Source organism: Xanthomarina arctica (assembly GCF_014638915.1).
GTDB lineage: Bacteria > Bacteroidota > Bacteroidia > Flavobacteriales > Flavobacteriaceae > Xanthomarina > Xanthomarina arctica.
This window is the reverse complement of sequence record NZ_BMFQ01000001.1, coordinates 493,376-520,166: the sequence shown is the minus strand read 5'-3', so window position 1 is coordinate 520,166 and position 26,791 is coordinate 493,376. Positions and strand designations below refer to the sequence as shown.

The following is a 26,791-nucleotide window of genomic DNA, read 5'->3' as shown; positions in this document are numbered from 1 at the left end:
CTATAACATTTTATTTTAAATGTTTATGTCAAAGAAAGGTTGATCCTAAAATAGAGTTTAGACGTCATTTTGGTATCCGTATAAAAATGGTTCGAATATTAAAAGGGAACTTTTCAAATGTTTCTTTCATCCTTCTTGTTTTTATTTTTTTGAGACAATAGTGACCTGTAAATAGATGCGAGCAAGGACATTATAATGAACGCAGGAAAATACCAGTTGAACTAAGGAAAAAACTTGTTGAGTAGTTTTAGAATTAAAACATTCTTATGATTTTATTCAGTTATTTCATTTTTTAATTTAACAATATCAGTTAGTATTTGCATCTCTTTTAAGACGCCTTTTCTAATAACAATAAAAAGGACGATTCCAATAACAACATAGGAAATATCAATTAATACGATATTCCAAAATGGCATGTATAAGCTGAATTCTGGTGTAATCATATAAAAACCAATCGTGTATAATACAATAACTATTGGGGCAATAACCTGATGTATGTTTTTTCTAAATCGGTGAAAATTTATAGAGTTCTCTGCTGTTTTTAAAGTGGTATCTAGAAGGTCTATTTGTTTGGCTTTTCGAATGCTAATTATCTCAATAATAATTCGAAAGGCCAACCCTAAAATCATTAAACCTGCCCCAATTCTACTTAAAATGTCTTTTACTGGTGCCACATAATAAAAGAAAAGAGAAATGACGATAAGTGTTACTAACAGGATGGTAATAGTACCATAGTAGAAAAAATAAGTCTCCTTTTCTTTACTTTTTATTTTTTTATATAAGCTGTCAAAGTTTGGCGTAGAAACTTCCATGCTTTTTTTATTGGTTTCCCAATGACTTTGTAGGTTTTTAAATTCGCTACTCATTTTTATTATTTTTTAGAATGGTTTCAAGACGTTTTTTTATTCTATGGATTTTAACTCTCACATTTATCGGATTAATACCAATAACCTCTGAGATACTATCATAATCTTGGTTTTCCAGAACCATCATGATTATTAATCGGTCTATTTTTTTTAATTGTCCAATAGCCTTATATAGTTCTGAAATGTCGTCATGCGATGTTTTTTCTGTATCTATTATTGCTGTTTGATGCTCTAGTTCTAAAGGGGAAAGTGTCCTTACTTTTTTGTCTTTTTTAACATATTGTAAACAGGTGTTTACTGTAATTCTATAAATCCAAGTTTTGTAAGACGATGCTCCTCTAAATTTATCTAAATTATTCCAAACACTTATAAATATTTCTTGAGACAAATCGTTGGCGGTATCTTTATCTCCTTTAACAAATCCCAAACCCATTTGTAAAACCATGGGATGGTGCTGTCGATAAATTTCTTCAAAAGATTCGTTTTTACTGTGCTTCATTTTCTAAAAAATCGTTTACAGATTTATAAAACCACTCTGGCTGATCAAACATAATAAAATGCTTGCTATTAGAAGCCATTAGTATCGTTTTGTTAGATAGGTTCGAATATTGACTCTTATAATTTGCTTTTGCAACGTTTACATCAGGAAAAGAGGCTCCTAATATTAACGTTTCGCAAGTTACTTTCTTTAAGCTATTTCTTAAATCGAGTTTTAATAAATCGGTATAGCCATAGACCCAAGTTTCACGATCTGCTTCGAACATCCAATTTGTTAGGAGCTCCTTTTTATCTTCGTTTATTGTCATGTTTGAAGACATCATGGAAGCTATGTTTTTAAATTGTTGGGCATCCATATCAAGCATTTGTTGGTTGTATGGGCTGTTATATTGAAAACTTTCGGCTGGTACATTTGGCATCATAACTTCCCGCATACAAGGTAATGCTTCAACTAAGATAATTTTTGAAACTTTGGAAGGGAGTTCGGATGCGATATCTACTGCTAAACTTCCACCCATACTATGACCGATAATTATGATATCGGACATGTTATTATCTGTAATATATTCGATAATAGCGTTTTTAATTGTTGCATACCATGGCATTTCAATAGGCGCATTGCCATTAAAACCTGCATAAGAGAAAAGATAAGATTTTCTGTCTAAATTTAAACTCTCAACAGTGTCTTTCCATACGGATCCAGGTGTTGCAAATCCGGGAAGATATATTATGGGTTTTCCTTCTCCAAGCGTTTCTACTGTAATAGGAGTAGGTTCTGTTGTTAAAACTAGATTCGTTTCAATATTTAAACCGAAACTAAGGGTTGTGCTTAAGGTAATTAGAAATAGGGCGGTAACTTTGATTAATTTTTTCATGATACTATAGTTTTTAAAGGTTTACACTCCTTTGATGAAAAAAACAGTATTTGTTACACTTTAAAATTATTTTTTTTGAAATTATTAATATTGTTAGTCATTTTTTATAATGAATGCTAGCAGTGATAAGTTGCTTAACCGATTGGATCCTTCTCTTAAAAAAATCTAGTTGAACATTTTTAATAACCGTTAAAACTTATCCAAAAAAAAACCAACCTTAATATAGGTTGGTTTTTTTAAAATAATTCAAATGGTACTATTCGAAGGTTTCTACTGATTAATATTGAAAGTACTCAGTAAACGTTTCGTTAGCAACAGTAAATACCATCTTGTAATTTCCTTTTTCTTTCTTGTCTAGCTTATAAACACTTCTTAGTTGGTCTTTAGTAATAGTTTCAGCCTGAATTTCTTGGTGATACTTTTTTTAGGGTTCCAAAAATGAAAGCCATCAACAAATCACTTCAAATGAAATAGCCGGAAAAGTTAGCATGACTGTACCTGCTTTTTGTAGATATTTCAAACGTGTTACAGGTAAGACTTTTACTAGATTGGTTAATGAATATCGTGTTGTTCATGCCACAAAACTACTTCAGCAAAGTCAAAGCAGTATTACAGATATTTGTTTTGAATGTGGTTTTAATAATTTCTCAAATTTTAATAAATTTTTTAAAGAGATTACTGGAAAAAATGCCTCAAAGTATCGAAGTGAAATGAAACAAATGACTAGTAATGGTTAAGTTACATATTGTCATAATTGACCAGAATTATTTTTCACCTTCCCATTCAGCATAAAATTGCTCTAAAAATAAGAGCATAAATTCATGACGTTTTTCAGCAATTTCTTTCCCAGTCTGGGTATTCATTTTATCTTTTAATAAGAGAAGTTTTTCGTAAAAATGATTGATGGTTGGGGCAGTAGAGACTTTATATTCCTCCTTGCTCATGTTGAGGTCTGGAAGAATGTCCGGATTGTAAAGTGCTCTATTTTTAAATCCCCCATAATTAAAGGTTCTGGCAATTCCAATAGCGCCAATAGCGTCTAACCTGTCTGCATCCTGAATGACATCTAATTCTAACGATTTAAATTTTTGAGCCTCATTTCCGCCTTTAAAAGATATGTTTTCAATAATATTAACTACATGAATAATATATTCTTCTTCTACTGCAATTCGCGTTAGAAAATCTCGAGCTAATATTGGACCAACAGTTTCGTCTCCATTGGTAAATTTACTATCTGCAATGTCGTGTAATAAAGCACCAAGCTGAACAACAAACACATCTACCTCCTCATTTTTAGAAATGAGTAAGGAGTTTTTGAGCACTCTTTGGGTATGAAACCAATCGTGTCCGCCTTCCGCATTTTTAAGGGTTTCTTTTACAAAACTCTTGGTCTTTTCAATTTGTTCTTTTCGAGTCATTTTGGAATTAAACAGCTGGTTCAACCCATTTAAACTGGTGCGAGTTTTCTGGAATTTTCATACGTTCAGAAAGTCTTGATAATCGCGTTGGTAATTTCATTAAATAATCACGTGCTTTTTCTGCTTCATCAGATAAATTGGTCATTTTATCAATTTCCCAACGTATTAAAAGTTTATCCAAAATATCTACATAATCGGTAGCTGTGTAAACTCCAATGCGTTGTGCTGTATTTGAAAACTCTTCGAAAGCCGATCCAATTTTTCCTCCAGATTCTCTTAAAAAATGTGCTGGCATGGTGATTTTCATTTTCATCATTTGTTGAAAAGCCATCATCATCTGGTTTGGGTCTACCGCAAAAATACGTTCTACAAATTCGCAATAGGCATGATGGTGTCTCATTTCATCTCCAGAAATAATTTTACACATTTTGCTTAATTGCTTATTGCCTTTGTCTTTAGCAAGTTTTGCCACACGATTGTGCGAAATGTAAGTTGCTAGTTCTTGAAAACTAGTATAAAGAAAGTTTTTATAAGGATCTTGATCTGTTCCAATATCAAAACCATCAGCAATAAGGTGCTGTGTGGTTTTTTCAATTTCTTTCATATTAACACGACCAGAAAGATAGAGGTATTTGTTTAAAACATCTCCATGGCGGTTTTCTTCAGCTGTCCAATGTCTAACCCATTTCCCCCAAGAATTTCTTCCACCTTGATCAACACCTTCAACATCCATTAGCCAAGATTCATAGGTTGGTAATGCCTCTTCGGTAATCATATCTCCAACTAAAACCACCCAAAAGTCGTAAGGGAGTTCCTTGGAAAGTTCTCTAATTTCTTTAACTTCTTCTATAAAATTTTCACCTTCAGAATTAGGTAAGAAATCTGTTGGTTGCCAAATGCTATCAACAGGAATTAAATATTTTTCAATTAATGATTCAACATCTTTTTCTAGATGATTCATTACTTCCAATCTGACATTTTTTAACGACATAATATAGAATTTTATGGGTTTATACTTGAGCTTATTGTAGTTTCAATTTGTTTAATTAATTCCTGCTTATCCTCAAAGTTAGATAATTTTAAAGGTTCGTGAACAGTTAATTTAATATGATTTCCAATTCCCATAGGAAATTTACCATATCTTAACATTTTCCAGGAATTATTTACTGTAATCGGAACAATGATTGCTGAAGGAATTTTCTTAAATAACATTTCCAATCCTTTAGTTTGAAATGGTTTGGGATGACCATCCTTGCTTCGCGTTCCTTCTGGAAAAATAACAGCGGCTCTCTTAGTTTCTTCAATATACTCACCAAATTTTAAGATGGCTGGGATGGATTGTCTTGGATTTTTTCTATTTATTAAAACAGAACCTCCATGACGTAAATTATAAGACACACTTGGGATACCTTTTCCCAATTCTACTTTGCTAATAAACTTTGGATCATGTTTTCGCATATACCAAGTTATAGGCGAAATATCGTACATACTTTGATGATTTGAAACAATGATTAATGGCTGATCTGTAGGAATTTTATACGGGTTACTGAAGCTATAACGTGTTCCTAAAATATTGGTGCACCTCATAATAAAAAATTGAAGCCAATCCACGCTAATATTATGTGCTCTGTAACCAAATACATTAAAACACACCCATTGGATAGGTTGGAACACGATTAATGTTAGTAAAAAGAATACTGCGTATATAGATGTTAATATGTAAGCTATTAATTTTTGCATCTTACAAAATTAAGAAATTTTCAGAGCTTACAAACATTAATATATGGGAATGCATTTATTATCTTGACATTCAAAATCAATTGGCGATGGAGGGATATTACAAGGTGACATCCCACCACATCCTTCTTGGTTGTAAATTTCTTCCATGTTGTTAAAGTCATTAACCCAATTGGTTAACTCTAGAGTATCAATAGTGGTGGAGTAAATTAAATATTCCCACGGTCCACCACAAGGTTTACTTCCAAATCCTATATAGCGACATTCAAAATCGTCACTACATATAGAGGTTTCTGCAAAGGCTCTAATTTGATCTCTTTGTTCTGCTAAAAAAATCTGTCTGTCGTTACATGATACAGGTTCATCGTTTTCTGAACAACCAAATACTGCGAGAAAAATAACTTGCGAAACAATTAATAAGAATGTAAAATAAAATTTCATCAGATATTATTTATGACGCTATATTACTAAAAGCTTAGGTAATTATATAAAAAAACCACGATTTTTAAATCGTGGTTTCAAATTCTTATTTAGTAAAATGATTTAGCAATACTCGTTGTAAGCATCGATTAAATTTTCTGAAATTACTTCTGCTGGACGACCTTCAATATGATGACGTTCTAACATGTGAACCAATTCTCCATCTTTAAATAAAGCCATACATGGCGAACTTGGAGGAAATGGAATCATTAACTCTCTGGCTTTGTCAACGGCTTCTTTATCTACTCCTGCAAAAACGGTTACTAAATTAGTAGGACGTTTTGCATTTTGAATACTCATTCTTGCTCCTGGACGTGCATTTGCTGCAGCACAACCACAAACAGAGTTCACAACTATTAGGGTAGTCCCTTGTTTTGTAAGCGCATTTTCAACAGCTTCTGCGGTATGCAATTCTTCAAAACCAAACTTGGTTAAATCTTCGCGCATTGGTTTTACTAATTCTGCTGGATACATATTTTTTAATTTTAAGATTATTATTTTAAGACTACAAAGATACGGAAAAAGTAATGAGTTGGCGTTGGCAGTTAGCACAGTTTTAACGGGTCAATAAATTTGGATAAACATTAATTTTAATGGGTTTACGTAACAAATGCCATAAAAAATCGACTAACAATAGTATCTTTACCCAATATTAAGAATGGTATTTAGAACTGAAAAAAAATTTAAAAGAATAAAAAATATATGAGTTTTTCAAAATGGATTGGTGCTGCCTTAGGGTGGTCAATTGGTGGACCAATTGGTGCTATTTTAGGTATGGCTTTAGGTAGTGTTGTTGATGGTTTTTCTAAGGGAATGATTAAATTTAATCCAGATCAAGCATACGGAAGAACAAAACAAACCCAATCTGGCGATTTTGAAATAAGCTTATTGGTACTTGCCTCTGTTGTTATAAAAGCAGACGGAAAACTAGATAAACGCGAAATGGATTTTGTAAGTCAGCAGTTTGTTGGCATGTATGGTAAGGAAAGGGCGAATAAAGCTTTTAAATTATTTAAGGATATAAATAAACAAGAAATTCCTGTTCGTGAGGTTTGCTTACAGATAAAACAAATGATGGACCATCCATCTCGTTTACAATTGCTTCATTTTTTATTCGGAATAGCAAAAGCTGATGGGATTGTTGTTGAAAGTGAAGTAAAATCCATTCAAAGCATAGCAAACTATTTAGGCATCAGTCATCAAGATTTTGAAAGCATCAAAGCCATGTTTTATAACAGTAGTGATAATGCTTATAAAATTCTTGAGATAACAAAAGAAGCTGATGTTACTGAAATTAAGGCAGCTTATAGAAAAATGGCTAAAAAATACCATCCAGATAAAGTGATTCACTTAGGTCCAGAACATCAAAAAGGTGCTGAAGAAAAATTCAGACAGGTTCAAGAGGCTTATGAGCAGTTACAGAAGGAGAGAGGGTTTTAACCTCTAAACAAAAAGAAGTCGTCTTTCATGTCTTCAATTTGTGCATCTTCGTTGGTAATAATATAATCGATAGCTTTGGATGTGAATTCGTCTCCTTTTTGAGTTAAGGAAACTATCTTATTATCAATAAGAATCATGTTGTTTTTTAAAGCGAGTTCTAAGACCGTTTTTGCTCTAACTTTTTGCCAATTAATATGCTCTTGAAGGTGATTGACGTGTCTTTCGCGTTCTTCAGAATGATTTTTTAAGTGAAGTAAAAAGGTTAAGAGAGAAACTTCAATACGTTGTTGCTTTTCTCTGTATATCACAGCAATTAGTCCTTTGTTTGGAGCAAATAAATAAATGAACAGAAATAATAAGCCCAACATAGTTGTTATAGAGCCGGCAATGGAAGCATCTAACCAATGCGCCAACCAATAACCTGAAATAGCACTAAACACACCAAAAATTATTGCTAGACCTAGCATTTTCTTCAAATCTGTGGTCAGTAAATAGGCACAGGCCGCAGGAGCAATCATTAAAGCTACAACTAAAATAGCTCCAACAGCATCGAAAGAACCTACAGTAGTAATTGACGCAACTGTCATTAGTCCATAATGAATTAAAGCTGGAGAAAATCCTAAGGAAGCGGCTAAACCAGCATCGAAGGTGCTTATTTTTAATTCTTTGAAAAAAGCAATTAATAAGGTGATGGTTACGGATAGTATAATTCCTATAACCCATAGAGATTTTGGACCAACATCAACACCAGAAATAATAAGCCTATCAAAAGGTGCAAAGGCTAATTCGCCCAATAGTACGGCATCTACATCTAAATGGACATCGTTGGCGTTTTTAGCAATTAAAATAACACCAATACTAAATAAGGCTGGAAATACCAGTCCAATGGCAGTATCTTCTTTTACTAATCCTGTTTTTTGAATGCGTTCTACTAAAATAACTGTTATTACTCCAGTTAAGGCAGCTAATAAAATTAATAAAGGTGAGTTGAGGTCTTGCGTGATGAAAAATCCAACTACAAGTCCAGGTAATATGGAGTGACTAATGGCATCACTAATCATAGCCATTTTTCTAAGGACTAAAAAAGTCCCTGGAATAGCACAAGCAATGGCTACCAAACTAGCAATTAATTGTATTTCTATTTGAGCACTATTCATCTTTTATAGCTTGTTGATTATATAAATTGGCTGCAGTTTCAAAGCCTTTTTCTGTTAAGCTCCACATGGTTCCATCTAAAGTGACATAATTTTTATCTACTAATTTTTTTAGAGTTTTACGCGTATAGCCTTGAAAATTATTTAAGATTTTTATGGTATGTGGATGCGAAATATTCTCGTGAGTTTCGGCAATATGATACATAAAAGCCAATGTCTTTTGTAATTCTAAATCTCGTCTATTCGCAATAAATCTAATTTGACGAAATAATAAACCCCTACTTGGTGAAAATATAAAGGAGAATATGACGAAAACGGAAGCGACAATCACAATCACAGGTCCTGTAGATAGATTGTTCTGACTGGCACTAATGGCGGTTCCAAAAACGCCTGAAAAAGCTCCAAAAATAGCAGCTAATACAACCATGTTCGTTAAACTGTTTGTCCATTGTCTTGCCGCGGCAGCTGGAGCTAATAACATGGCGCTCATTAATACAACACCCACTGTTTGCAACCCTAAAACAATAGCTAAAACAATAAATGAGGTAATAAGAACATCAATGAAAGTTGTATTAAAACCAAGTGTTTTGGCGTAATCTGCATCGAACAAAAACAATTTAAACTCTTTCCAAAAGAACAATAAGACCAGAAGGCAAATTCCGGTTATAATGGCCATAAGCCAAACATCGCTTTCTAATAAGGTAGCCGCCTGACCAAATAAATACTTGTCCAATCCAGCTTGATTGGCATTGGGTTGCTTTTGAATAAATGTTAGTAGTAACATTCCAAATCCGAAAAATAAAGAAAGTATTAACCCTAAGGCTGTATCAGATTTTAGATGTGTTTTTGTAACAATGCCACGTATCCAAAAGGTTCCAATTAAACCACTTACTAAAGCTCCAATTAACAATGTGTTACTGTCTTTAGATCCGGTAATTAAAAATGCTATAGCAATTCCAGGCAAAGCGGCATGAGAAATAGCATCTCCAAGCAAACTCTGTTTTCTAAGTACGGCAAAACTACCCAGCATTCCTGTTACAGCACCAAGAATGGCTGTTCCCAATGTGATGGTTCGTAAGGTGTAGTCACTAAAAACGAGTTCTATGTATTCTTTTATGTCCATAATTCCTTCGAAAGCAGGAAACCTTTAGGTTCAGCGAAGCTAATCTCTTCCTCTTTTGGCTAGATGTTTGTTAATTTCTAATTATTAGATTCGTGTTGTATAGCAAATTTATTTATCACCATTTATATTGATTTTTTTTTCATAAGAGTAAGCACTGCAAACTGCCACTGAACACTGAATGCTTTTTTACTCCTGAATGCTGACTTTATAATTAATTCCGTAAGTTTTTGTTAAGTTATCATCATTAAAGATGTCTTTAACTGGACCGGTTGCTATTTTCTTTACATTTAAAAATGTCACCCAATCGAAATATTCCGGAACTGTTTGTAAATCGTGATGCACGACAATAACCGTTTTTCCAGATTTTCTTAATTCTTTTAAAATATTTATGATGGCAATTTCAGTGGTGGCATCGACCCCTTGAAATGGTTCATCCATGAAATAAATAGAGGCATCCTGTACTAGGGCACGGGCCAAAAATATACGTTGTTGTTGTCCGCCAGAAAGCTGACTGATTTGTCTGGACTTAAAAGGAAGCATTCCAACTTTTTCTAAAGCTTCGAGAGCGGCCTTTTTTTCTTTTTGTCCTGGACGTTTAATCCAGCCTAAACTGCCATAAGTTCCCATCATGACCACATCTAATGCTGTGGTTGGGAAATCCCAATCGACACTCCCTTTTTGTGGGACATAAGCGACAAGTTTGCGTTGTTGGTCATACGGTTTTCCATAGATGCTTACACTTCCAGCAATAGGTTTAAGAATTCCTAAAATAGATTTAATTAATGTGGATTTTCCTGCGCCATTTGGGCCAACAATAGCCATAAGAACACCTTCAGGAATTTCTAAATCGATATCCCAAAGTACGGGCTTGTAATTGTAGGCAACTGTTAAATCGTCTACTTGAACTGCTATTCTTCCTGCGGAGGCAGGAATCTCTTTTTTTTCAGATGGTTCTTTCATAATTTTAATTCTGTTCATTTTATTTTTAAAGCAAAATGAACCAAAAGATTATAATCAATATTTGAGAATTGCTATATCATCAATCATATTTGAAATTTCATATCAGCTTCGCTTTCTATTCCTTATTTCTAAATTTGAATAAACACCAATTAAATAGACCTGAGGCTTTCACTTTAACTATGAGATTCCTGTCTTCGCAGGAATTTGTTATTTCAAAGCATTAACTATCGTGTTCACATTAAATTCAAACATACCAATGTAAGTTCCTTCAATGGAATCTGCATTTCCTAAAGCATCAGAATACAGAGTGCCTCCAATAATAACATCATGATCTTTAGACTTAACGGCAGCCTGTAAAGATTCTATGGTTCTTTTTGGAACCGAACTTTCAACAAAAATAGCCTTCACTTTTTTGTCAATAATAAAAGCTGCTAGCTTTTGAACATCTTGAACTCCAGCTTCTGTTGCTGTTGAAAGACCTTGTAAGCCAACAACTTCAAAATTGTATTTTTTTCCAAAGTAACTAAAAGCATCATGAGCAGTTACTAAAATACGTTTTTCCTGAGGAAGTGTTTCGATAGTGGTTATTAAATTTTCATTTAAAACGGTTAGTTTTTCTATGTAGGTTTTTGCATTTGCTTCAAAATAAGCTTCATTCTCTGGGTCAGCTTCAGATAATTGTTCTGCAACATACTGCGTAATTTCAATCCAGTAATCGACATTAAACCAGATGTGTGGGTCGTAGTTTCCCGCAAAAGATTCAGATGAAATAAGTGTTGTTTGATCTAAGGCATCAGAAACTGCTACAGTTTTAATATTTTGATGCCCCATTTTTTCAAAAACTTCTACCAATTTACCCTCTAAGTGTAGTCCGCCATAAAAAATGATATCGGCATTGGCTAATTTGGAAACATCACCCTCGCTGGCTTTATACAAATGTGGATCAACTCCTGACCCCATTAAGCCCTGAATATTTATTTTATCACCACCAACATTTTTCACTAAATCCGTAATCATAGTCGTTGTGGTTACAACGTCTAGTTTGCCGTTGCTTTGTTTTTCGTTTTTACAATTGAAAAATAATCCAAACAATAACAATGTGAAAATTAATTTTTTCATAAGTCTAAATATATATTGCGAATTTACTAAAAATTTAATCATGGTATACTGATAATAACACTTTGTGTAGTTACTTTGAGATAATGCTTAAAAACTGTTTTATATTTAGATACTGAAAATAGCGACTTGTAGCTTGGAAATTCTCATCAAAAAAAATTAATGCAGGCAATGTGAAGGGCTTGTTTTTCTGACTAGCCATTAGTAGTGGAATTTCATGAACTGGATTTCTTTTTTTAGTTCGTTTATTTATAAAAGTTTGATTTCCAAAATGAATAGTATCTGTGCTTTCAACATTCATTTGTATGGCATAATAATCTTCATTTAGAATCTTTATGACATTTTCGTCACTAAAAACCTCTCGTTGCATTTTTAAGCATGGCGCGCACCAATCGGCATAAAAGTCAATAAATACTTTTTTTGGTTTGTTCTCGAGGGAATCCGACAATTGTTCAAAACTTAACCATTGGATAGTCTTTTTTTCTTGAGAAAGGCTTGTCGTGCTCCAAGTAAATATGAAAATAAGAACATAAATTTTACACATGTATTATCAAATTTAAAGCGATTGAATTGTAAGTCCTAAAAACACGGAACGTGGAGATCCTGGACCATAAATATAATTACTATCTCTGTTTTTACCAATATCGAAGTCATCTTGATAACTGTTGGTTAGGTTTTTTACGCCACCTGAAAACTCTAAACTAGTATTAAGTTTTGTAACATCTAATGTATAAGTAGCATTTAAACTTAATTCTAGAAAAGAAGGAGTTGTGCTATACTCATCTACAGTTTGTCCTGTATTCTCTCCAGAAAAATGAATAATTTCCATTTGACCAGTATAGATCAAATTCGCATTTATATTTAATTTTTTTAGGGGTGTGTAAGTAAAAGTTGCAAAGCCATAATGGTTTGGTGTTCGTAAGAATTCACGTTTGGATTCTAAACCTTGAATATTTTCAACCGGATCGTCGTATAAGCTTGATTGGATTGTGAAACCTGCATTGACTTCAAATATGTAATCAAAATTTGCTCGTGCTTCTAGAGTGACACCTTGTACAGTTGCTCCACTGCCATTTCGTTTTTCGAAACGTTCACCAAATTCATCTTCCCCTAAAGGATGCTGATAAAAAGCATTATCTAAATGGGTGTAGAATCCATCGATGGTAAATCCTGCAATAAAATGTTCAGTAGCTTTATCGTAATTTACGGATGCTGTAAAACTATTGGAGCGTTCTTCAACCAAATCATCAGCAAGCGAAATCCTTGAAACGCCACCACCAGAAAAGGCAATGTGCAAATCTGTATCAAATGCCTGTGGTGCTCGAAATCCCGTTCCCCAACCTAGACGGAATTGTGTGGTTTCCTTTAATTTATATAGTAATGCCATTCTTGGACTAAAAATAACATTCTCTACCAAATTTTGTTTATCTATTCTAAATCCAGAAAGGAAATTTAGAGATTTTGTTATATCCCAATCATTCTGAACAAAAACACCAAGATCGGTAGTAGTCTGGTCTATTAAATAGTTGTACGTAGGGATTTCATCAAAAACAGAATCATATATATATTCTGCTCCACCAGTAAGAACTGTTTGGCCTCCTAAAAAATCATTGAATTTTTGGTTGAATTGTGCACCGGCTTGATGAGTCTCAACTTCTGAAATGCCATAAGGAGGGTTTTTATAAAAAGCTTGAACTTCCAATTCATCATCAGGAAAAATACCGGTATAATGGTCTCGATCGGTAAGTTGGCCACCATAATATAATATTAACGAACTTTTATCATCATTAAAATTAATTTGATAATCCAAACTTCCCATAAGTACGCGATGATCTCGCTCTTCAGATTGTTGTGCTAGATGGGCAGGTTTATCGACTATTTCTCCTCCATAACGATACTCAAATATACTGCTTACACTCAATTCTAATTTTGAATTTTCTGTAGGTAAATAAAAGGCATTAACACCAAAGGAATTGTCTTTCAATTCTGGTAATTCCGAATAGTTGTCGCCATTAGCATCATAAGCTGATCTTTTACGATTGCTTACAAAAAAATTCGCTCCAGATTTGAAGTCTTTGCTAACCACTGTGGCGTTGCCATTAAAAATGCTTTGTGTTGCACTACCATCAATGGATTCGAACAAGTATCCAAAGCTATAATTATTTTGTTTTGGAATTTTAGTGATAACATTTATGGTTCCTCCAATGGCGCTTGAGCCATAGAGAGCAGAAACACCACCTCTTACGACCTCTATTCGTTCAATCATGTTTACAGGAATTTGTTCTAAACCATACAAGCCTGTCAAGGGACTAAATATGGGACGCCCATTAATAATAATTTGAGAGTAGCCACCTTGTAAGCCATTAATTCTAATTTGTGAATAGTTACAAGTTTGACAATCTTTTTCAACACGAAGACCTGGTTGAAAACGTAAACCTTCAGATAAATCTGTAGCCACTACCTGTTTTAAAGTTTCACTGTCAATAAGACTTACAATTATGGCAGAATTGGTTCTCTTTTTTCTAGTTCGTGTGCCCGTGATAACAACTTCATCTAGGGCGTCACCACTATCCAACTCGAAGTTAATAGTCAAATTTTTATCTGTAATGCTAATGTTTACATTTTTTGTTGAAAAGCCTGTGTAAGATACTATTAAGGTGTAATCTCCAGGTTCAATATTCTTTATGAGGTAGTTTCCAGATGCATCTGAAGTAGATCCAGTTGTTGTTCCTTTTAAATAAATGCTGGCAAATTTAAGAGGCATGCCTTCAGAACTTACGGTTCCATTAATGCTGTGATTATTTTGTGCATAGCTTCCAATGCTGAATAGAAATATCAACGCAATTAGTCTCATGTTAAATATATTTTGCACAAATATAAAAATATTTTTAGATTAGTCTAAAATTACTTTTGTTATTTAATTATTTTATATTTGTTCATATACAAAAATGAAGATGATTACTCTAACAGAAGAAAATTACATTAAAGCTATTTATCACTTAAGTAAACATGGGAAAGAAATGGTGAGTACCAACGCTTTAGCCGATTCCATGAATACAAAAGCTTCTTCTGCAACGGATATGGTGAAAAAATTAGCGGATAAATTGTATGTAAATTATAAAAAATACCAAGGAGCTATACTTACTGAAACAGGTAATGAAATAGCTATTGGTGTTATTAGAAAACATCGATTATGGGAAGTGTTTTTGGTGGATAAGTTACAGTTTTCATGGGATGAGGTTCATGACATTGCTGAACAGTTAGAACATATTAAATCTCAAAAACTAATTGATAAATTGGATGCTTTTTTGGGACACCCAACTCATGATCCACATGGAGATCCTATTCCAGACAAGAATGGTGATTTTATTTTTATTGAAAAAATTAAGTTGTCTCAATCTCAAACTGGAGAAATCTATAGTTGTGTAGGAGTGAATGATAGCTCTTCTGAATTTTTACAATATTTAAATAATAACCTGATAGAGCTTGGAACAAAAATTGAAGTATTACATAAAGAAGTCTTTGATAATTCCATAAAAATAAAAGTAAATGGTACTATAATGATGGTTTCTAGTAGTGTGGCACATAATTTATATATTCAAAAACTATAATAGGATGAGAGCTGTATTTATAATCTGTTTGTTTTCTAGTTTTTTCATTCATGCTCAAGACTCGGTTAAAATTAAGGTTGAAGCTCCAAAAATTGTAACAAAATTACACTTGGGAAAAACCTATCACGTAGATGCTATTTCGATTAAATTTGTAGATGTGTTAACGGATTCTCGTTGTCCAGAAGATGTTACATGTATTTGGGCAGGGCAAGTAGTCGCTTTAATTGAAATATATGAAAACGATACTTTACTAGAACAAAAAGAAATGGTTTTTGAACCAGGAAAAACTAAAGCTAAAGAATTAAGAAGCTTATATTCCAATGAAGATAAGACAATACTTGCAAATTCTGTTTTACCTTATCCAAAAAAATCTAGAGAAAAGATTAAAAAAGAAGACTATTATTTACAACTTGAAATGAGTAATTAATGGCAATTATCGCAATCATGGATTTTAATACCATTTTTGGGTTTCGGTTTTTTCCAGAAGAATTTCTTCACCAAAAAGCCTAGAGCTATAAAAAGGGCTGCGAAAGCTAGAATATTTTGTAGAATATCATTCATAATTATTCAGTCGTATTTTATACTAAAACCTTAAATCAAAATTTGATAGGCAATTAGGGCCACTACATAAGCAAAAGCGCTCATAAGTACTAATTGTAAAATAGGCCATTTCCAGCTATTTGTTTCACGTTTTACAACAGCAAGTGTGCTCATGCATTGCATAGCAAAGGCATAGAACAGCATTAATGAAATACCAGAAGCAAAATTAAAAAGCGGGCCACCTAAAATAGGGTTTACTTCGCCAGCCATTCGGTTTTTAATAGTATCTTCATCATCACTTCCAACACTATATATAGTTGCTAAGGTTCCTACAAATACTTCTCTTGCAGCAAAAGAGCTTACAATTGCAATACCAATTTTCCAGTCGTAACCCAAAGGCCTTATAGCAGGTTCAATAGCTCTTCCCGCTAATCCTATAAAGGAATATTCTAGTTTTTGAGAAGCAATTTCTTGTTGTAATTCGTCTTCAGTTAGATTATCGGAAGCAAATTTTTCTGTTACAATTTCCTCGGCATTATTAAATTGGTCACCTGGTCCATAAGAGGCTAAGAACCAAAGTACGATGGAAATAGCTAATATTATTTTTCCGGCACCAAATACAAACGACTTTGTTTTTTCTACAACTGTTAAAGCGACATTTTTTATTAATGGGAGTTTATAATTTGGCATTTCGACTACAAAAAACGATTTGCTTTTAATTTTTAAAACCTTATTTAAAATCATAGCTGAAATTAGAGCAGATGCAAAACCTATTAAATACAGAAGCATTAGGGTTAAGGCTTGATAACCTAGACCAAGAAAACGACCTTCAGGAATGACTAAGGAGATTATAATTAAATAAACAGGAAGTCTGGCCGAACACGTTGTAAAAGGCGTTACCAAAATAGTAATTAAACGTTCTTTCCAGCTTTCAATATTTCTAGTTGCCATAATAGCTGGAATAGCACAAGCAGTTCCAGAAATTAATGGTACAACACTTTTCCCGCTTAATCCAAAGCGACGCATTCCTCGATCCATTAAAAAGACCACGCGACTCATATATCCACTCTCTTCAAGAACTGAAATAAATAAGAACAGAAAAGCAATTTGTGGAATAAATATAACGATTCCACCAAGGCCAGGAATAATTCCTTCGGCTAATAAACTAGTAAGAGCACCTTCAGGAAGAGCATTTTTTGTCCATTCGCTTAATGAAGCAAAAGCACTATCTATAAAATCCATTGGAATGGCAGACCAATCGTAAATGGCTTGGAAAATGGTTAATAAAATAAAAAGAAAAATAACATAACCCCAAACTTTGTGGGTTAAAATTCTATCTAATCTAATTCTTAAATCTTTAGCCGTACTAAGATCTATGTTTTGACCTTTTTTAAGGGTGTTATTTATAAACTGATAGCGTTTTATAGTTTCTTTTTGCTGTAATTTCTTTAAATCTGCTTTCGTCTTAGTTTTAAAATCGGCAACTGCATCTATAACGTTTCTATCCGTTTTTCCAAAGTTAACATCTTGCGTAATTACTAACCAAAGTTTGTATAATAACTGATTTGGAAAGGCCTTACGTAAGTTATCGAAATACTCTTTATCTATTTCAGAAGCACTTAAACAAGGCGTTATAGAGAGTTCCTTGAAATTAGAAATCAACTCTTTTAAATTGTCTATACCTTCTTTTTTTCTTGTACTTACAATGGCAATCTTCGTATTAAGCTCTGCTTCTAAATATGGTATATCCAAAGAAATCCCTTTATATTTCATTCTATCTGCCATGTTAATAACAAGAATGGTAGGAATCTCTAAATCTTTAATTTGAGTAAATAAAAGTAAATTTCGTTTTAGGTTTTCGACATCGCTTACTACTACAGCAACATCTGGGAAATCTTTATCGTTTTTATTTAATAGCAATTCAATAACCACATTTTCGTCTAAAGAAGATGCGTTAAGACTATATGTTCCAGGTAAATCTATGATATGAGCTTTGACGCCTCGAGGAAGTTTACAAATCCCTTCCTTTTTTTCAACAGTAATTCCTGGATAATTTCCAACTTTTTGGTTTAATCCAGTTAGGGCATTAAAAACGGATGTTTTTCCAGTATTCGGGTTTCCTATTAAGGCAACATTTATCTGCTTACTCATTAGTTATTTCAATTATAATATGAATAGCCGTTTCTTTTCTTATTGCTAAATGGGTTCCATTTATTTTAAGATACATAGGATCTGAAAATGGAGCCAATTGAACAAGTTCTACCTCGTTCCCAGGTAAACAACCCATTTCTAAGAGTTTTAATGGAATATTTATGGAAGAAACATCAACAATGATGGCCTTTTCTCCTCTTTTAAGATGTGCTACGGTAACTTCCAAGCTTATTTAGATTGATTTTAAAGAAGCAAAAATAAGTTAAATTATTAGTGTAAAAAAATTGTAAACAAAAAACTATTTATATTCTTCTTTTAAGATTTGAATATCATCAATTAAGCGCGAAATATCTTCAGGATTTGTTCCGTCATAATAACCTCTTATCTGTCGTTTTTTATCAATTAACATAAAGTTTTCGGTATGAATCATGTCAAATTCATCTCCATTCCCATCCGTTTTAACAGCTAAATAACTTTTTCGTGCTAGGGAGTAGATTTGTTTTTTATCTCCTGTAACTAAATTCCATTTGGCATCATTAACACCTTTTTTAATGGCATATTTTTTAAGTTGAGGTACACTATCAATAACAGGTGTTACAGAATGAGATAGTAACATGACATCCGGGTCATTCATAATTTCTTTTTGAATTATGGCCATATGATCTGTCATGATTGGACAGATGGTTTGGCAGGTTGTAAAAAAGAAATCGGCCACATAAATTTTATCTTTATACGTGTCCTGAGTGATGGTTTCGCCATTTTGATTTGTTAAACTGAAATCGGCGATTTTATGATATTTTTTTACGTACTGAATGGTGCTATCCACCATTTCGGTATTTACCATAGCTGGTTGATAGATGGGAAGAGGCTTGTAAACATCGAAAATATTGTAAATTATAGAAACGATAATCAGAGATATTATTGCGAATACAATAGCGAAGTATTTGTAATCTTTAAAAAATGAAAGCATGTACTTAAATTTGAAATTACTTATAAGAATTATAAGCAAAAATACGATAGGTTAGTCTTTTATTCGGTATTTTTAACAACTTAAATATAACGTTTTGAAAAAAATAATAAATTACCTTCTCATTGTATTTCCATTAATTTCTTTTGGACAAAATTATACTGAATCCATGGAAATGATTAGAGAAGCCGAAACAAAGGCGGCTTTAAACAAAATACTTCATCGTGTTAACATGAATACTGGAAATTACGATGTGACTTACCATAGATTAGAACTAGATGTGGACCCAACTCAAGCTTTTATTTCAGGAGATGTGACTACTTACTTTGAGGCTAAAGAAAATCTTTCGGAAGTAACTTTCGAACTGTCAAATAATATGGTTGTTTCTCAGATTTTACAGAGAGGAACACCACTTTCTTATGTTCAAAATTCTGAAGATGAATTGGTAATTACCTTAAACCAGGTTCAAAATATGGGAGTTTTAGACTCATTAACCATAAGTTATTCTGGAAATCCAATAAGTTCTGGTTTTGGTTCTTTTGAACAAACAACTCATAATGGCGACCCAATAGTTTGGACACTTTCCGAGCCTTATGGAGCTATGGGATGGTGGCCATGTAAACAAGATTTAATTGATAAGATAGATAACTTGGATGTGTATATTACCACACCTATAAATAATCCTTCAAACGAAGAATATATTGCAGTTTCTAATGGTTTGGAGCAGAGTCAAACTATTAATGGATCTTTTAAAACTACGCATTATAAGCATCAATATCCTATTCCTGCTTATTTGGTGGCAATGGCAGTAACTAACTATGCTGTTTATTCGCACAATGTTCCTAATAATGGAGATCCGTTTGAGATTATCAATTATGTCTATCCGGAAGATTTGGACTATGCAGAAGCTAGTACACCTGTTACAGTCGATATTATGAATCTTTACACCGATTTGTTTGGAGAATATCCTTTTGCAAATGAAAAATACGGACATGCCCAATTTGGTTGGGGTGGAGGTATGGAACATACAACGGTTTCTTTTATGGGAAGTTTTGGAAGAGGCTTAATTGCACACGAATTAGGACATCAATGGTTTGGAGATAAAGTAACTTGTGGAAGCTGGAAAGATATCTGGTTAAATGAAGGTTTTGCTACTTATTTATCTGGATTAGTTATTGAAAATTTAGATGGTAATAGTTCTTTTATTAGTTGGAAGGAATCATTAAATAGTTCAATAACCTCACAAAGTGGAGGAGCTGTTTATTTAACAGATTCGGATACTTTAAGCGTAAATAGAATTTTTAGTAGTAGGTTGAGTTATAACAAAGGCGCTATGGTAACCCATATGCTACGAAAAAAGTTAAGCGATGAAACCTTTTTTCAGGGCATGCAAAATTATTTAACAGATGTTAATTTGTCTTATGCTTATGCGAAAACTGAAGATTATAAAGCTGTTATGGAAACAGCTAGCGGGCAGGACTTAACAGAGTTTTTTAACGATTGGATATACAATCAAGGGTATCCAAGTTATACCATAGAATGGCAACAGACTAATGAAAGCCAGATAAGGGTTTCCATTGCACAAACTCAAAGTAATGCATCAGTTTCCTTTTTTGAAGCACCAGTTCCAATAAGGGTTATAGGAACTTCTGGAGAGGTTTTAGATCTGGTTCTAGACAATACAACAAATAACGAAATATTTTTAAGAGCCGTAACATTTCCAGTAGCTAACATTCTTTTTGATCCAGAAGTAGATTTAATTTCAAGAAATAACACCGTTCTCTTGGGTATTAATAGTGTAGAATTAGACAATCAGTTTAGTATTTATCCCAATCCTACAGCTCAAAATATAACAATTTCAAAGCCTCAAAATATAACAGTAAATAAGATTAACGTTTATAATACCTTAGGTCAGCTTTTAATTACAACGCCATGGACCAGTAATTTAGACTTCTCTTCTTTACCTACAGGTATGTTTTTTGTTCAATTAGAAACCAATCTTGGGGTAATTAATAAATCGGTGTTAAAAAACTAGGGAATACGGTTGTATTTGTTTTCTAAATCATGCTAAAAGACTACTTTTGCAGATTAATTTACATTAGACAAGAATTTACATGGAGTTTGTTATAAAAATATCTCAATTTTTATTGAGTCTTTCATTATTAATTGTTTTGCATGAGTTAGGACATTTTATTCCTGCAAAGCTTTTTAAAACTAGAGTAGAAAAGTTTTACTTATTTTTCGATATTAAGTTTTCTTTATTTAAAAAGAAGATTGGGGATACCGTTTACGGAATAGGATGGTTGCCACTTGGAGGTTATGTTAAGATATCAGGAATGATAGACGAAAGCATGGACAAAGAGCAAATGGCTTTACCACCACAACCATGGGAATTTCGTTCCAAACCAGCCTGGCAACGTTTAATCATTATGCTTGGTGGTGTCACAGTTAACTTCCTTTTAGCAGTTGTTATATATATAGGAATGAGCTATTTCTATGGAGATAGATTTCTTCCTGTTGAAAATATTAAAGATGGCGTTTTAGTTGAAAGTACGGCAGCGAACAATGCAGGATTACTTACTGGGGACAAAATTGTTTCTGTAGATGGCGAGATTATTGAAGACTTCTCTCAAATACCTGAAAAAGTACTATTTGGAAAAAATATTGTAATAGAAAGAAACGGGCAACAGTCGACCGTTACGTTACCACAAGATTTTTTAGCACAGTTAATAGACTCTAAAGAAAAGAAGTTTATTGATTTGCGTATGCCTTTTATTATTGCTGAGGTACCAGATTCTTCTTTCAATAAAGGGAGTGGTATTTTAAAAGGCGATATTATAATTGGTTTTAACGGACAAGAAACAAAGTATATTGACGAGGTTATTCCCGCACTTGAAACTTTAAAAGGTCAAGAAGTGGAAGCTACTATTTTAAGAAATAAAGAAACCATTCAAATACCTTTAACCATTAGCGATGATGGTAAATTGAGTTTGATATATGCATCTGGTGCGACTTCAGAAACTTTAGAAGCCTTGGGTTATTATACCTATGAAACTAAAAGTTATGGTTTCTTAGAGTCTATTCCTGTGGGAATTGAAAAGACGGGTGATAAAATATCATCTTATATCACACAATTCAAAGCTATTTTTACGCCAAGTACAGGAGCTTACAAGGGTGTTGGTGGTTTTAAAGCTATTTATGATATCTTTCCAAGCTTTTGGAGCTGGCAGGTGTTTTGGAACATTACAGCCTTTTTATCCATTATGCTAGGGGTTTTAAATTTATTACCAATTCCAGCTTTAGATGGTGGTCATGTGATGTTTTTGCTATATGAAATGATCTCTGGAAGAAAGCCAAGCGACAAATTTTTAGAGTATGCACAATTGGTTGGTTTTATTCTTTTAATCGGGTTGGTTTTATTTGCAAACGGGAACGATATATTTAAAGCAATTTTTAATTAAATTTTTTTAAAAAAAGTTTGTAATATCTAAAATAACATATATATTTGCGCTCGCTAACGCGAAAAAACACACTACAAAACAACTCTAATTTTAGATAGTTTAGGAAATGTGGAAGTCAGAAAAAAGACTTAAAAAGAAAGCAACACTCCTCCTTAGCTCAGTTGGTTAGAGCATCTGACTGTTAATCAGAGGGTCCTTAGTTCGAGCCTAAGAGGAGGAGCCAAATGGGAATAAGCCTTTACAGAAATGTAAGGGCTTTTTTATTTTATATGGGTTCAACATAGGTTCAACAAATTGGATTATTCTTTCTATATTATATTAAACCATTTTTTAAAATTTTGAATTCTTCAAGGGAGTGCTTTTCTATTTAAGTTGTTTAAAATTTAAATAAATGGCAAAAATAAAACATAGTGATTAAGTTTATGTTTTTAGTTAAAAATACTAACATTGGAGTAATAGAATTGAAGTGTCATAGATAGGGAACGAGTAGATCGTTGGTGAAAAACAAACTAAGCCTGAATAATTTTTTTTATCAAAACATTTATTCATTTAAAATTCAAAGACAATAAATTGTGTATTATATCGAAAATATAGCTTTGGAGTTTTTATGTTCGCTACAGAATTTGTTTATTCGTAAAGTTAAGATTTATAGATATGAAACAGTTTTACCTTGTAATTATTTTCATTTTTCATTTACAGTTGAGTTTTTCACAAATAGCGTTTCAGGAAAATGTCATTACAGACCGAACGGTCTCTGTAGATGGAATAAACACCATTTTTTCTGCAGATTTAGATGGAGATGGAGACATGGATATATTGTCCGCTTCTTCTAATGATAATAAAATAGCCTGGTATGAGAATGTGGATGGGCAAGGCTATTTTGGTCTACAAAAAGTTATTTCCATTGGGGTTAGTGGTGCATCCTTTGTTTCTGCTACCGATTTCGATGGCGATGGCGATTTGGATGTAGTTTCCAACTCAAATTATGATTACAAAATAGTTTGGTTTGAAAATACTGATGGCCTTGGTGCTTTTGGTGAAGAACAAGTGGTTGCTACTGACGCCCATTCAGTTAACTCTTTAGTGATGGTTGATTTTGATGGCGACGGAGATATGGATATACTGTCTCCAGATAGTGATGGTAATGGCATTATTTGGTACGAAAACACAGATGGGTTAGGCACTTTTGGAGTTCAGCACTCCATAGCAACCAACGTGGGTCATATAAATATTATCAACTCAGTTGATATGGATGGCGATGGCGATATGGATGTAGTGTATTTGTCAGATAGGCTGGCCTGGCAAGAAAATACGGATGGGTTAGGCAACCTAGGGCCTCAAATAAACATATCTACCGTCAATAATGCACAATCATTATATGCGAGCGATTTGGATAATGATGGCGATATGGACGTCCTCACATCAATATATTATGACAAAATAGCTTGGTATGAAAATATGGATGGCCAGGGGACATTTGGTGAACTACAAATTATTTCTTCCAATGCACTCGGTGCCAACAACGCATATGCAAGAGATGTGGATGGAGACGGAGATATGGATGTCATTTCATCGTCCTCAGGGGATGATAAAGTTGCTTGGTATGAAAACACTGATGGTAATGGTAATTTTGGAATGGAACAACTTATTACTGAAAATGCCCATTTTGTGCTTTCAATTTATCCCACAGATCTAGATGGGGACGGAGATATGGATGTCATTTCATCTTCCTCTGAAGATGATAAAATAGTGTGGCACGAAAATACAGATGGCCTAGGCTCATTTGCAATAGAACATCCTATAATTAGCAATCCAGGCTATAACCAATGTGTTTATGCGGCAGATTTAGATGGTGATGGCGATTTAGATGTGCTCACTGCATCTAGTTCTACCTATGGCAACATTGCCTGGTATGAAAACACAAATGGGCTGGGTGCTTATGGACCGCAAAAAATCATAACAACTGATAGTTATAACCCTAGTTCAGTCTTCACAACAGATATAGATGGCGATGGAGATATGGATGTCATTTCTGCATCCTTCGGCACGGGCAGTTGTACTGGGAAAATAGCTTGGTATGAAAACACAGATGGGCAAGGCACATTTGGCCCTCCACAAATTATTATAATAGGTTGCAATCGTCCAACATCAATATATGCGGCAGATTTAGATGGTGATAACGATATGGATATAGTCGCAACTTTATCTAATGATAATCATCTTGCTTGGTTTGAAAATACCGATGGTCAAGGTAATTTTGGTCCCCTTGAGAACATTCTATACAGTGTTGATAATCCAAAATCGGTAAATGTAGCAGATGTAGATGGCGATGGCGATATGGATATACTATCAGCATCTTATGATGATGACAAAATAGCTTGGTATGAAAATACTGATGGACAAGGAGATTTTGGACCGCAACAAATTATAACAACAAGTGCAGATGGTGCGAATTCCGTATACAGTATGGATTTAGATGGGGATGGCGATAATGATGTGCTTTCCGCTTCTCGTGGGGATAATAAAATAGCTTGGTATGAAAATATAGACGGTGAAGGCACATTCGGTCCTCAACAGATTATTACAACCAATGCAGAAAATGCAGTCTCGGTATTCGCAATAGATTTAGATGGTGATGGCGATAATGATGTGATTTCTGCATCTGGTTACACGTATGGCACCATTGCCTGGTACGAAAACATAGATGGTCAAGGTGATTTTGGGACGCAACAAATCATAACTGCGAATTTAAGTAGAGCCACCTATGTCTATGCAGATGATATCGATAATGATGGTGATTTTGATATTTTATGTACATCGGAATACTATGATACTCAGGTAATTTGGTATAAAAATTTAGGAAATCAGAGCAATGAGATCAATGGGATTGTAAACATTGATATAGACAACAATGGTTGTGACAATTCTTATATCCCAGCTTATAATTTTCTAATCAATACAACGGATGGAACAAACAACCACTCAAGCTTTACTTTAAACAATGGTTTCTACCAATTGTTCCCAGGCCAAGGCGAATTTACTACTCAAATAACAAACCTTCCTAATTACTATACTTCAAACCCAATAGCTCATACGTCAAACTTTACAAATACCGGCAATACAGATACAGCCAGTTTTTGCATTCAGCCTATTGGTTCAGTAAACGATTTAAATATTGCCATTTACCCATCCCTTAACGACCCAAGACCAGGTTTTAACACCACCTATCAATTGGTTTATAGCAATGGCGGCACTTCACAATCAAATGGAAACATTAATTTTGGGTTTGATAATACCAAACTTCAATTCTTAAATGCAAGTCAAATAGTGTCCTCCCAAACCAGCAACGCATTAACATTTGAATTCACTGACTTAAAACCCTTTGAAACAAGAACCATTGATTTAAATTTTAATGTGTTTGCACCACCTACCACAAATATTGATGACATTTTAAGTTCCATGGTCACAATAAACCCAATTTTAGCAGACGAAACTCAGGAAGACAATGTCTTTACCTTACAACAAATAGTGATCGGTTCATACGATCCAAACGACATCACTGTGCTAGAAGGTGCCCAAATCTTAATTGAGGATGCCGACAACTACTTGCACTACCTTATACGTTTTCAAAATACAGGCACAGCAAGTGCCATCAACGTCCTTGTCGAGAACACATTGGACGATAAGCTAGATTGGACAACCATGCAACTGGAAAGTTTAAGCCATACAGCAAAGGTTGAAATTATGAATGGTAGCGAAGTAAGTTTTATATTTGACAACATCTATTTACCCGATAGCACCAATAATGAACCAAATTCCCATGGCTACATTGCATATAAAATCAAACCGAAAGACAATGTGGTTTTAGGCGACATATTTGAAAATACTGCGGATATATTTTTTGATTATAATCCAGCAATTACAACAAATACTGTTTCAACTGAGATAGTAGAGACTTTATCAGTATTAGAAAATAATTTAGAATATGTTTTAATTCATCCAAACCCTACAAATACCACATTATATATAGAAGCCAATAATAAGCTAACATCTGTAGAAATTTACAATTTATTAGGACAACAAATGTTTAGTAATAAGTCAAATGCATTAACGGAGGAAATAGATATGTCTAGATTCACTGCTGGTATGTATCTGGTTAAAGTTACAATAGGTGAAAGAGCATCTATTTATAAAGTTATTAAGGAATAAACATTGCCTTAACCAATGCAAAAACTAAATTAGAATAATTAATAATAAAAAGGCATAGAATTCGGATACCATCATTTTTAATAGGAATGTAATAGTTTGAAATACAGTTTAGTCTCCTTTAAGGTTCGAGCCTAAGAGGAGGAGCCAAATGGGAAAAGCCTTTACAGAAATGTAGAGGCTTTTGT

At 33.5% G+C, this 26,791-nt stretch carries 23 protein-coding genes, 1 tRNA gene and 1 pseudogene; 8 read left to right on the top strand and 17 right to left on the bottom strand.

Going from position 1 to position 26,791, the window contains the following annotated elements; translation table 11 throughout:
- Positions 1–272: 272 nt before the first annotated feature.
- The 3 genes from IEV77_RS02250 to IEV77_RS02240 are packed head-to-tail and all read right to left on the bottom strand — an operon-like array spanning position 273 to position 2,239.
- Complete coding sequence (locus IEV77_RS02250) at positions 273–866, bottom strand: hypothetical protein (protein WP_188461422.1); 594 nt, start codon at positions 864–866, stop codon at positions 273–275.
- Positions 859–1,365 (bottom strand): RNA polymerase sigma factor, encoded by a 507-nt coding sequence (locus tag IEV77_RS02245; protein WP_188461420.1) that lies wholly within the window; start codon positions 1,363–1,365, stop codon positions 859–861. Before IEV77_RS02245 ends, IEV77_RS02250 begins: the two co-directional genes overlap by 8 nt.
- Positions 1,352–2,239: an alpha/beta fold hydrolase gene (locus tag IEV77_RS02240; RefSeq protein WP_188461418.1), complete on the bottom strand. Its 888-nt coding sequence runs from the start codon at positions 2,237–2,239 to the stop codon at positions 1,352–1,354. The genes IEV77_RS02245 and IEV77_RS02240 overlap by 14 nt, the downstream gene beginning before the upstream one ends.
- A gap of 461 nt (positions 2,240–2,700) precedes the next feature.
- Here IEV77_RS02240 and IEV77_RS02235 point away from each other — a divergent pair.
- A pseudogene (locus tag IEV77_RS02235) lies at positions 2,701–2,976 on the top strand (helix-turn-helix domain-containing protein); the annotation flags it as partial.
- Between the two features lie 27 nt (positions 2,977–3,003).
- Here the strand turns inward: IEV77_RS02235 and IEV77_RS02230 are convergent.
- The 5 genes from IEV77_RS02230 to IEV77_RS02210 form a co-directional block, all read right to left on the bottom strand.
- Positions 3,004–3,657 carry an HD domain-containing protein gene (locus IEV77_RS02230; RefSeq protein ID WP_188461416.1) on the bottom strand — a complete coding sequence of 218 codons (654 nt, stop codon included), beginning with the start codon at positions 3,655–3,657 and terminating at the stop codon, positions 3,004–3,006.
- A gap of 7 nt (positions 3,658–3,664) precedes the next feature.
- Entirely contained in the window at positions 3,665–4,648 is a 984-nt protein-coding gene (locus tag IEV77_RS02225) for an acyl-ACP desaturase (RefSeq protein ID WP_188461414.1), read from the bottom strand.
- A gap of 11 nt (positions 4,649–4,659) precedes the next feature.
- Entirely contained in the window at positions 4,660–5,397 is a 738-nt protein-coding gene (locus IEV77_RS02220; RefSeq protein WP_188461412.1) for a lysophospholipid acyltransferase family protein, read from the bottom strand.
- A 36-nt stretch (positions 5,398–5,433) separates the two neighbouring features.
- Positions 5,434–5,835 carry a hypothetical protein gene (locus tag IEV77_RS02215; protein ID WP_188461410.1) on the bottom strand — a complete coding sequence of 134 codons (402 nt, stop codon included), beginning with the start codon at positions 5,833–5,835 and terminating at the stop codon, positions 5,434–5,436.
- Between the two features lie 102 nt (positions 5,836–5,937).
- Positions 5,938–6,348, bottom strand: coding sequence for a BrxA/BrxB family bacilliredoxin (locus IEV77_RS02210; RefSeq protein ID WP_188461408.1), 411 nt, complete (start codon positions 6,346–6,348; stop codon positions 5,938–5,940).
- Positions 6,349–6,576: 228 nt separating this feature from the next.
- Between IEV77_RS02210 and IEV77_RS02205 the strand changes: the two genes are divergently transcribed.
- The gene (locus IEV77_RS02205) at positions 6,577–7,314 is read left to right on the top strand and encodes a TerB family tellurite resistance protein (RefSeq protein WP_188461406.1); all 738 of its coding nucleotides are present in this window, start codon (positions 6,577–6,579) and stop codon (positions 7,312–7,314) included.
- Here IEV77_RS02205 and IEV77_RS02200 read toward each other — a convergent pair.
- From IEV77_RS02200 to IEV77_RS02175, 6 genes are all read right to left on the bottom strand, one after another.
- The gene (locus IEV77_RS02200; RefSeq protein WP_188461404.1) at positions 7,311–8,471 is read right to left on the bottom strand and encodes a metal ABC transporter permease; all 1,161 of its coding nucleotides are present in this window, start codon (positions 8,469–8,471) and stop codon (positions 7,311–7,313) included. The two genes, IEV77_RS02205 and IEV77_RS02200, sit on opposite strands and share 4 nt — an antisense overlap.
- A complete protein-coding gene (locus IEV77_RS02195; RefSeq protein ID WP_188461402.1) occupies positions 8,464–9,591 on the bottom strand; it encodes a metal ABC transporter permease in 1,128 nt (375 codons plus the stop codon). Before IEV77_RS02195 ends, IEV77_RS02200 begins: the two co-directional genes overlap by 8 nt.
- Positions 9,592–9,777: 186 nt before the next feature.
- Entirely contained in the window at positions 9,778–10,551 is a 774-nt protein-coding gene (locus IEV77_RS02190; protein WP_188462939.1) for a metal ABC transporter ATP-binding protein, read from the bottom strand.
- A gap of 207 nt (positions 10,552–10,758) precedes the next feature.
- Positions 10,759–11,670, bottom strand: a complete 912-nt coding sequence (locus tag IEV77_RS02185) for a metal ABC transporter solute-binding protein, Zn/Mn family (protein WP_188461400.1) — start codon at positions 11,668–11,670, stop codon at positions 10,759–10,761.
- A 70-nt stretch (positions 11,671–11,740) separates the two neighbouring features.
- A complete protein-coding gene (locus IEV77_RS02180) occupies positions 11,741–12,211 on the bottom strand; it encodes a thioredoxin family protein (protein WP_188461398.1) in 471 nt (156 codons plus the stop codon).
- Positions 12,212–12,223: 12 nt separating this feature from the next.
- Complete coding sequence (locus IEV77_RS02175) at positions 12,224–14,521, bottom strand: TonB-dependent receptor (protein WP_188461396.1); 2,298 nt, start codon at positions 14,519–14,521, stop codon at positions 12,224–12,226.
- 100 nt (positions 14,522–14,621) lie between these two features.
- On the opposite strand from IEV77_RS02175, the gene IEV77_RS02170 reads away from it, so the two are divergent.
- Both IEV77_RS02170 and IEV77_RS02165 read left to right on the top strand, forming a co-directional pair.
- Positions 14,622–15,278, top strand: a complete 657-nt coding sequence (locus IEV77_RS02170) for a metal-dependent transcriptional regulator (protein WP_188461393.1) — start codon at positions 14,622–14,624, stop codon at positions 15,276–15,278.
- Between the two features lie 4 nt (positions 15,279–15,282).
- Entirely contained in the window at positions 15,283–15,705 is a 423-nt protein-coding gene (locus IEV77_RS02165) for a hypothetical protein (RefSeq protein ID WP_188461392.1), read from the top strand.
- Positions 15,706–15,869: 164 nt separating this feature from the next.
- On the opposite strand, the gene feoB is transcribed toward IEV77_RS02165, so the two are convergent.
- From feoB to IEV77_RS02150, 3 genes are all read right to left on the bottom strand, one after another.
- Positions 15,870–17,969 (bottom strand): ferrous iron transport protein B, encoded by a 2,100-nt coding sequence (gene feoB / locus IEV77_RS02160; protein WP_188461390.1) that lies wholly within the window; start codon positions 17,967–17,969, stop codon positions 15,870–15,872.
- On the bottom strand, positions 17,962–18,195 hold the full coding sequence (locus IEV77_RS02155; RefSeq protein ID WP_188461388.1) for a FeoA family protein: 234 nt from the start codon (positions 18,193–18,195) through the stop codon (positions 17,962–17,964). The genes feoB and IEV77_RS02155 overlap by 8 nt, the downstream gene beginning before the upstream one ends.
- 72 nt (positions 18,196–18,267) lie before the next feature.
- On the bottom strand, positions 18,268–18,939 hold the full coding sequence (locus tag IEV77_RS02150) for an SCO family protein (protein WP_188461386.1): 672 nt from the start codon (positions 18,937–18,939) through the stop codon (positions 18,268–18,270).
- A 94-nt stretch (positions 18,940–19,033) separates the two neighbouring features.
- Here IEV77_RS02150 and IEV77_RS02145 point away from each other — a divergent pair, with 94 nt between their 5' ends.
- From IEV77_RS02145 to IEV77_RS02130, 4 genes are all read left to right on the top strand, one after another.
- The gene (locus IEV77_RS02145) at positions 19,034–20,971 is read left to right on the top strand and encodes a M1 family metallopeptidase (protein WP_229736558.1); all 1,938 of its coding nucleotides are present in this window, start codon (positions 19,034–19,036) and stop codon (positions 20,969–20,971) included.
- 79 nt (positions 20,972–21,050) lie between these two features.
- Positions 21,051–22,397: an RIP metalloprotease RseP gene (gene rseP, locus IEV77_RS02140; RefSeq protein WP_188461384.1), complete on the top strand. Its 1,347-nt coding sequence runs from the start codon at positions 21,051–21,053 to the stop codon at positions 22,395–22,397.
- A gap of 146 nt (positions 22,398–22,543) precedes the next feature.
- Positions 22,544–22,620, top strand: a tRNA-Asn gene (locus tag IEV77_RS02135).
- Between the two features lie 431 nt (positions 22,621–23,051).
- A complete protein-coding gene (locus tag IEV77_RS02130) occupies positions 23,052–26,606 on the top strand; it encodes a T9SS type A sorting domain-containing protein (RefSeq protein ID WP_188461381.1) in 3,555 nt (1,184 codons plus the stop codon).
- Positions 26,607–26,791 lie beyond the last annotated feature (185 nt).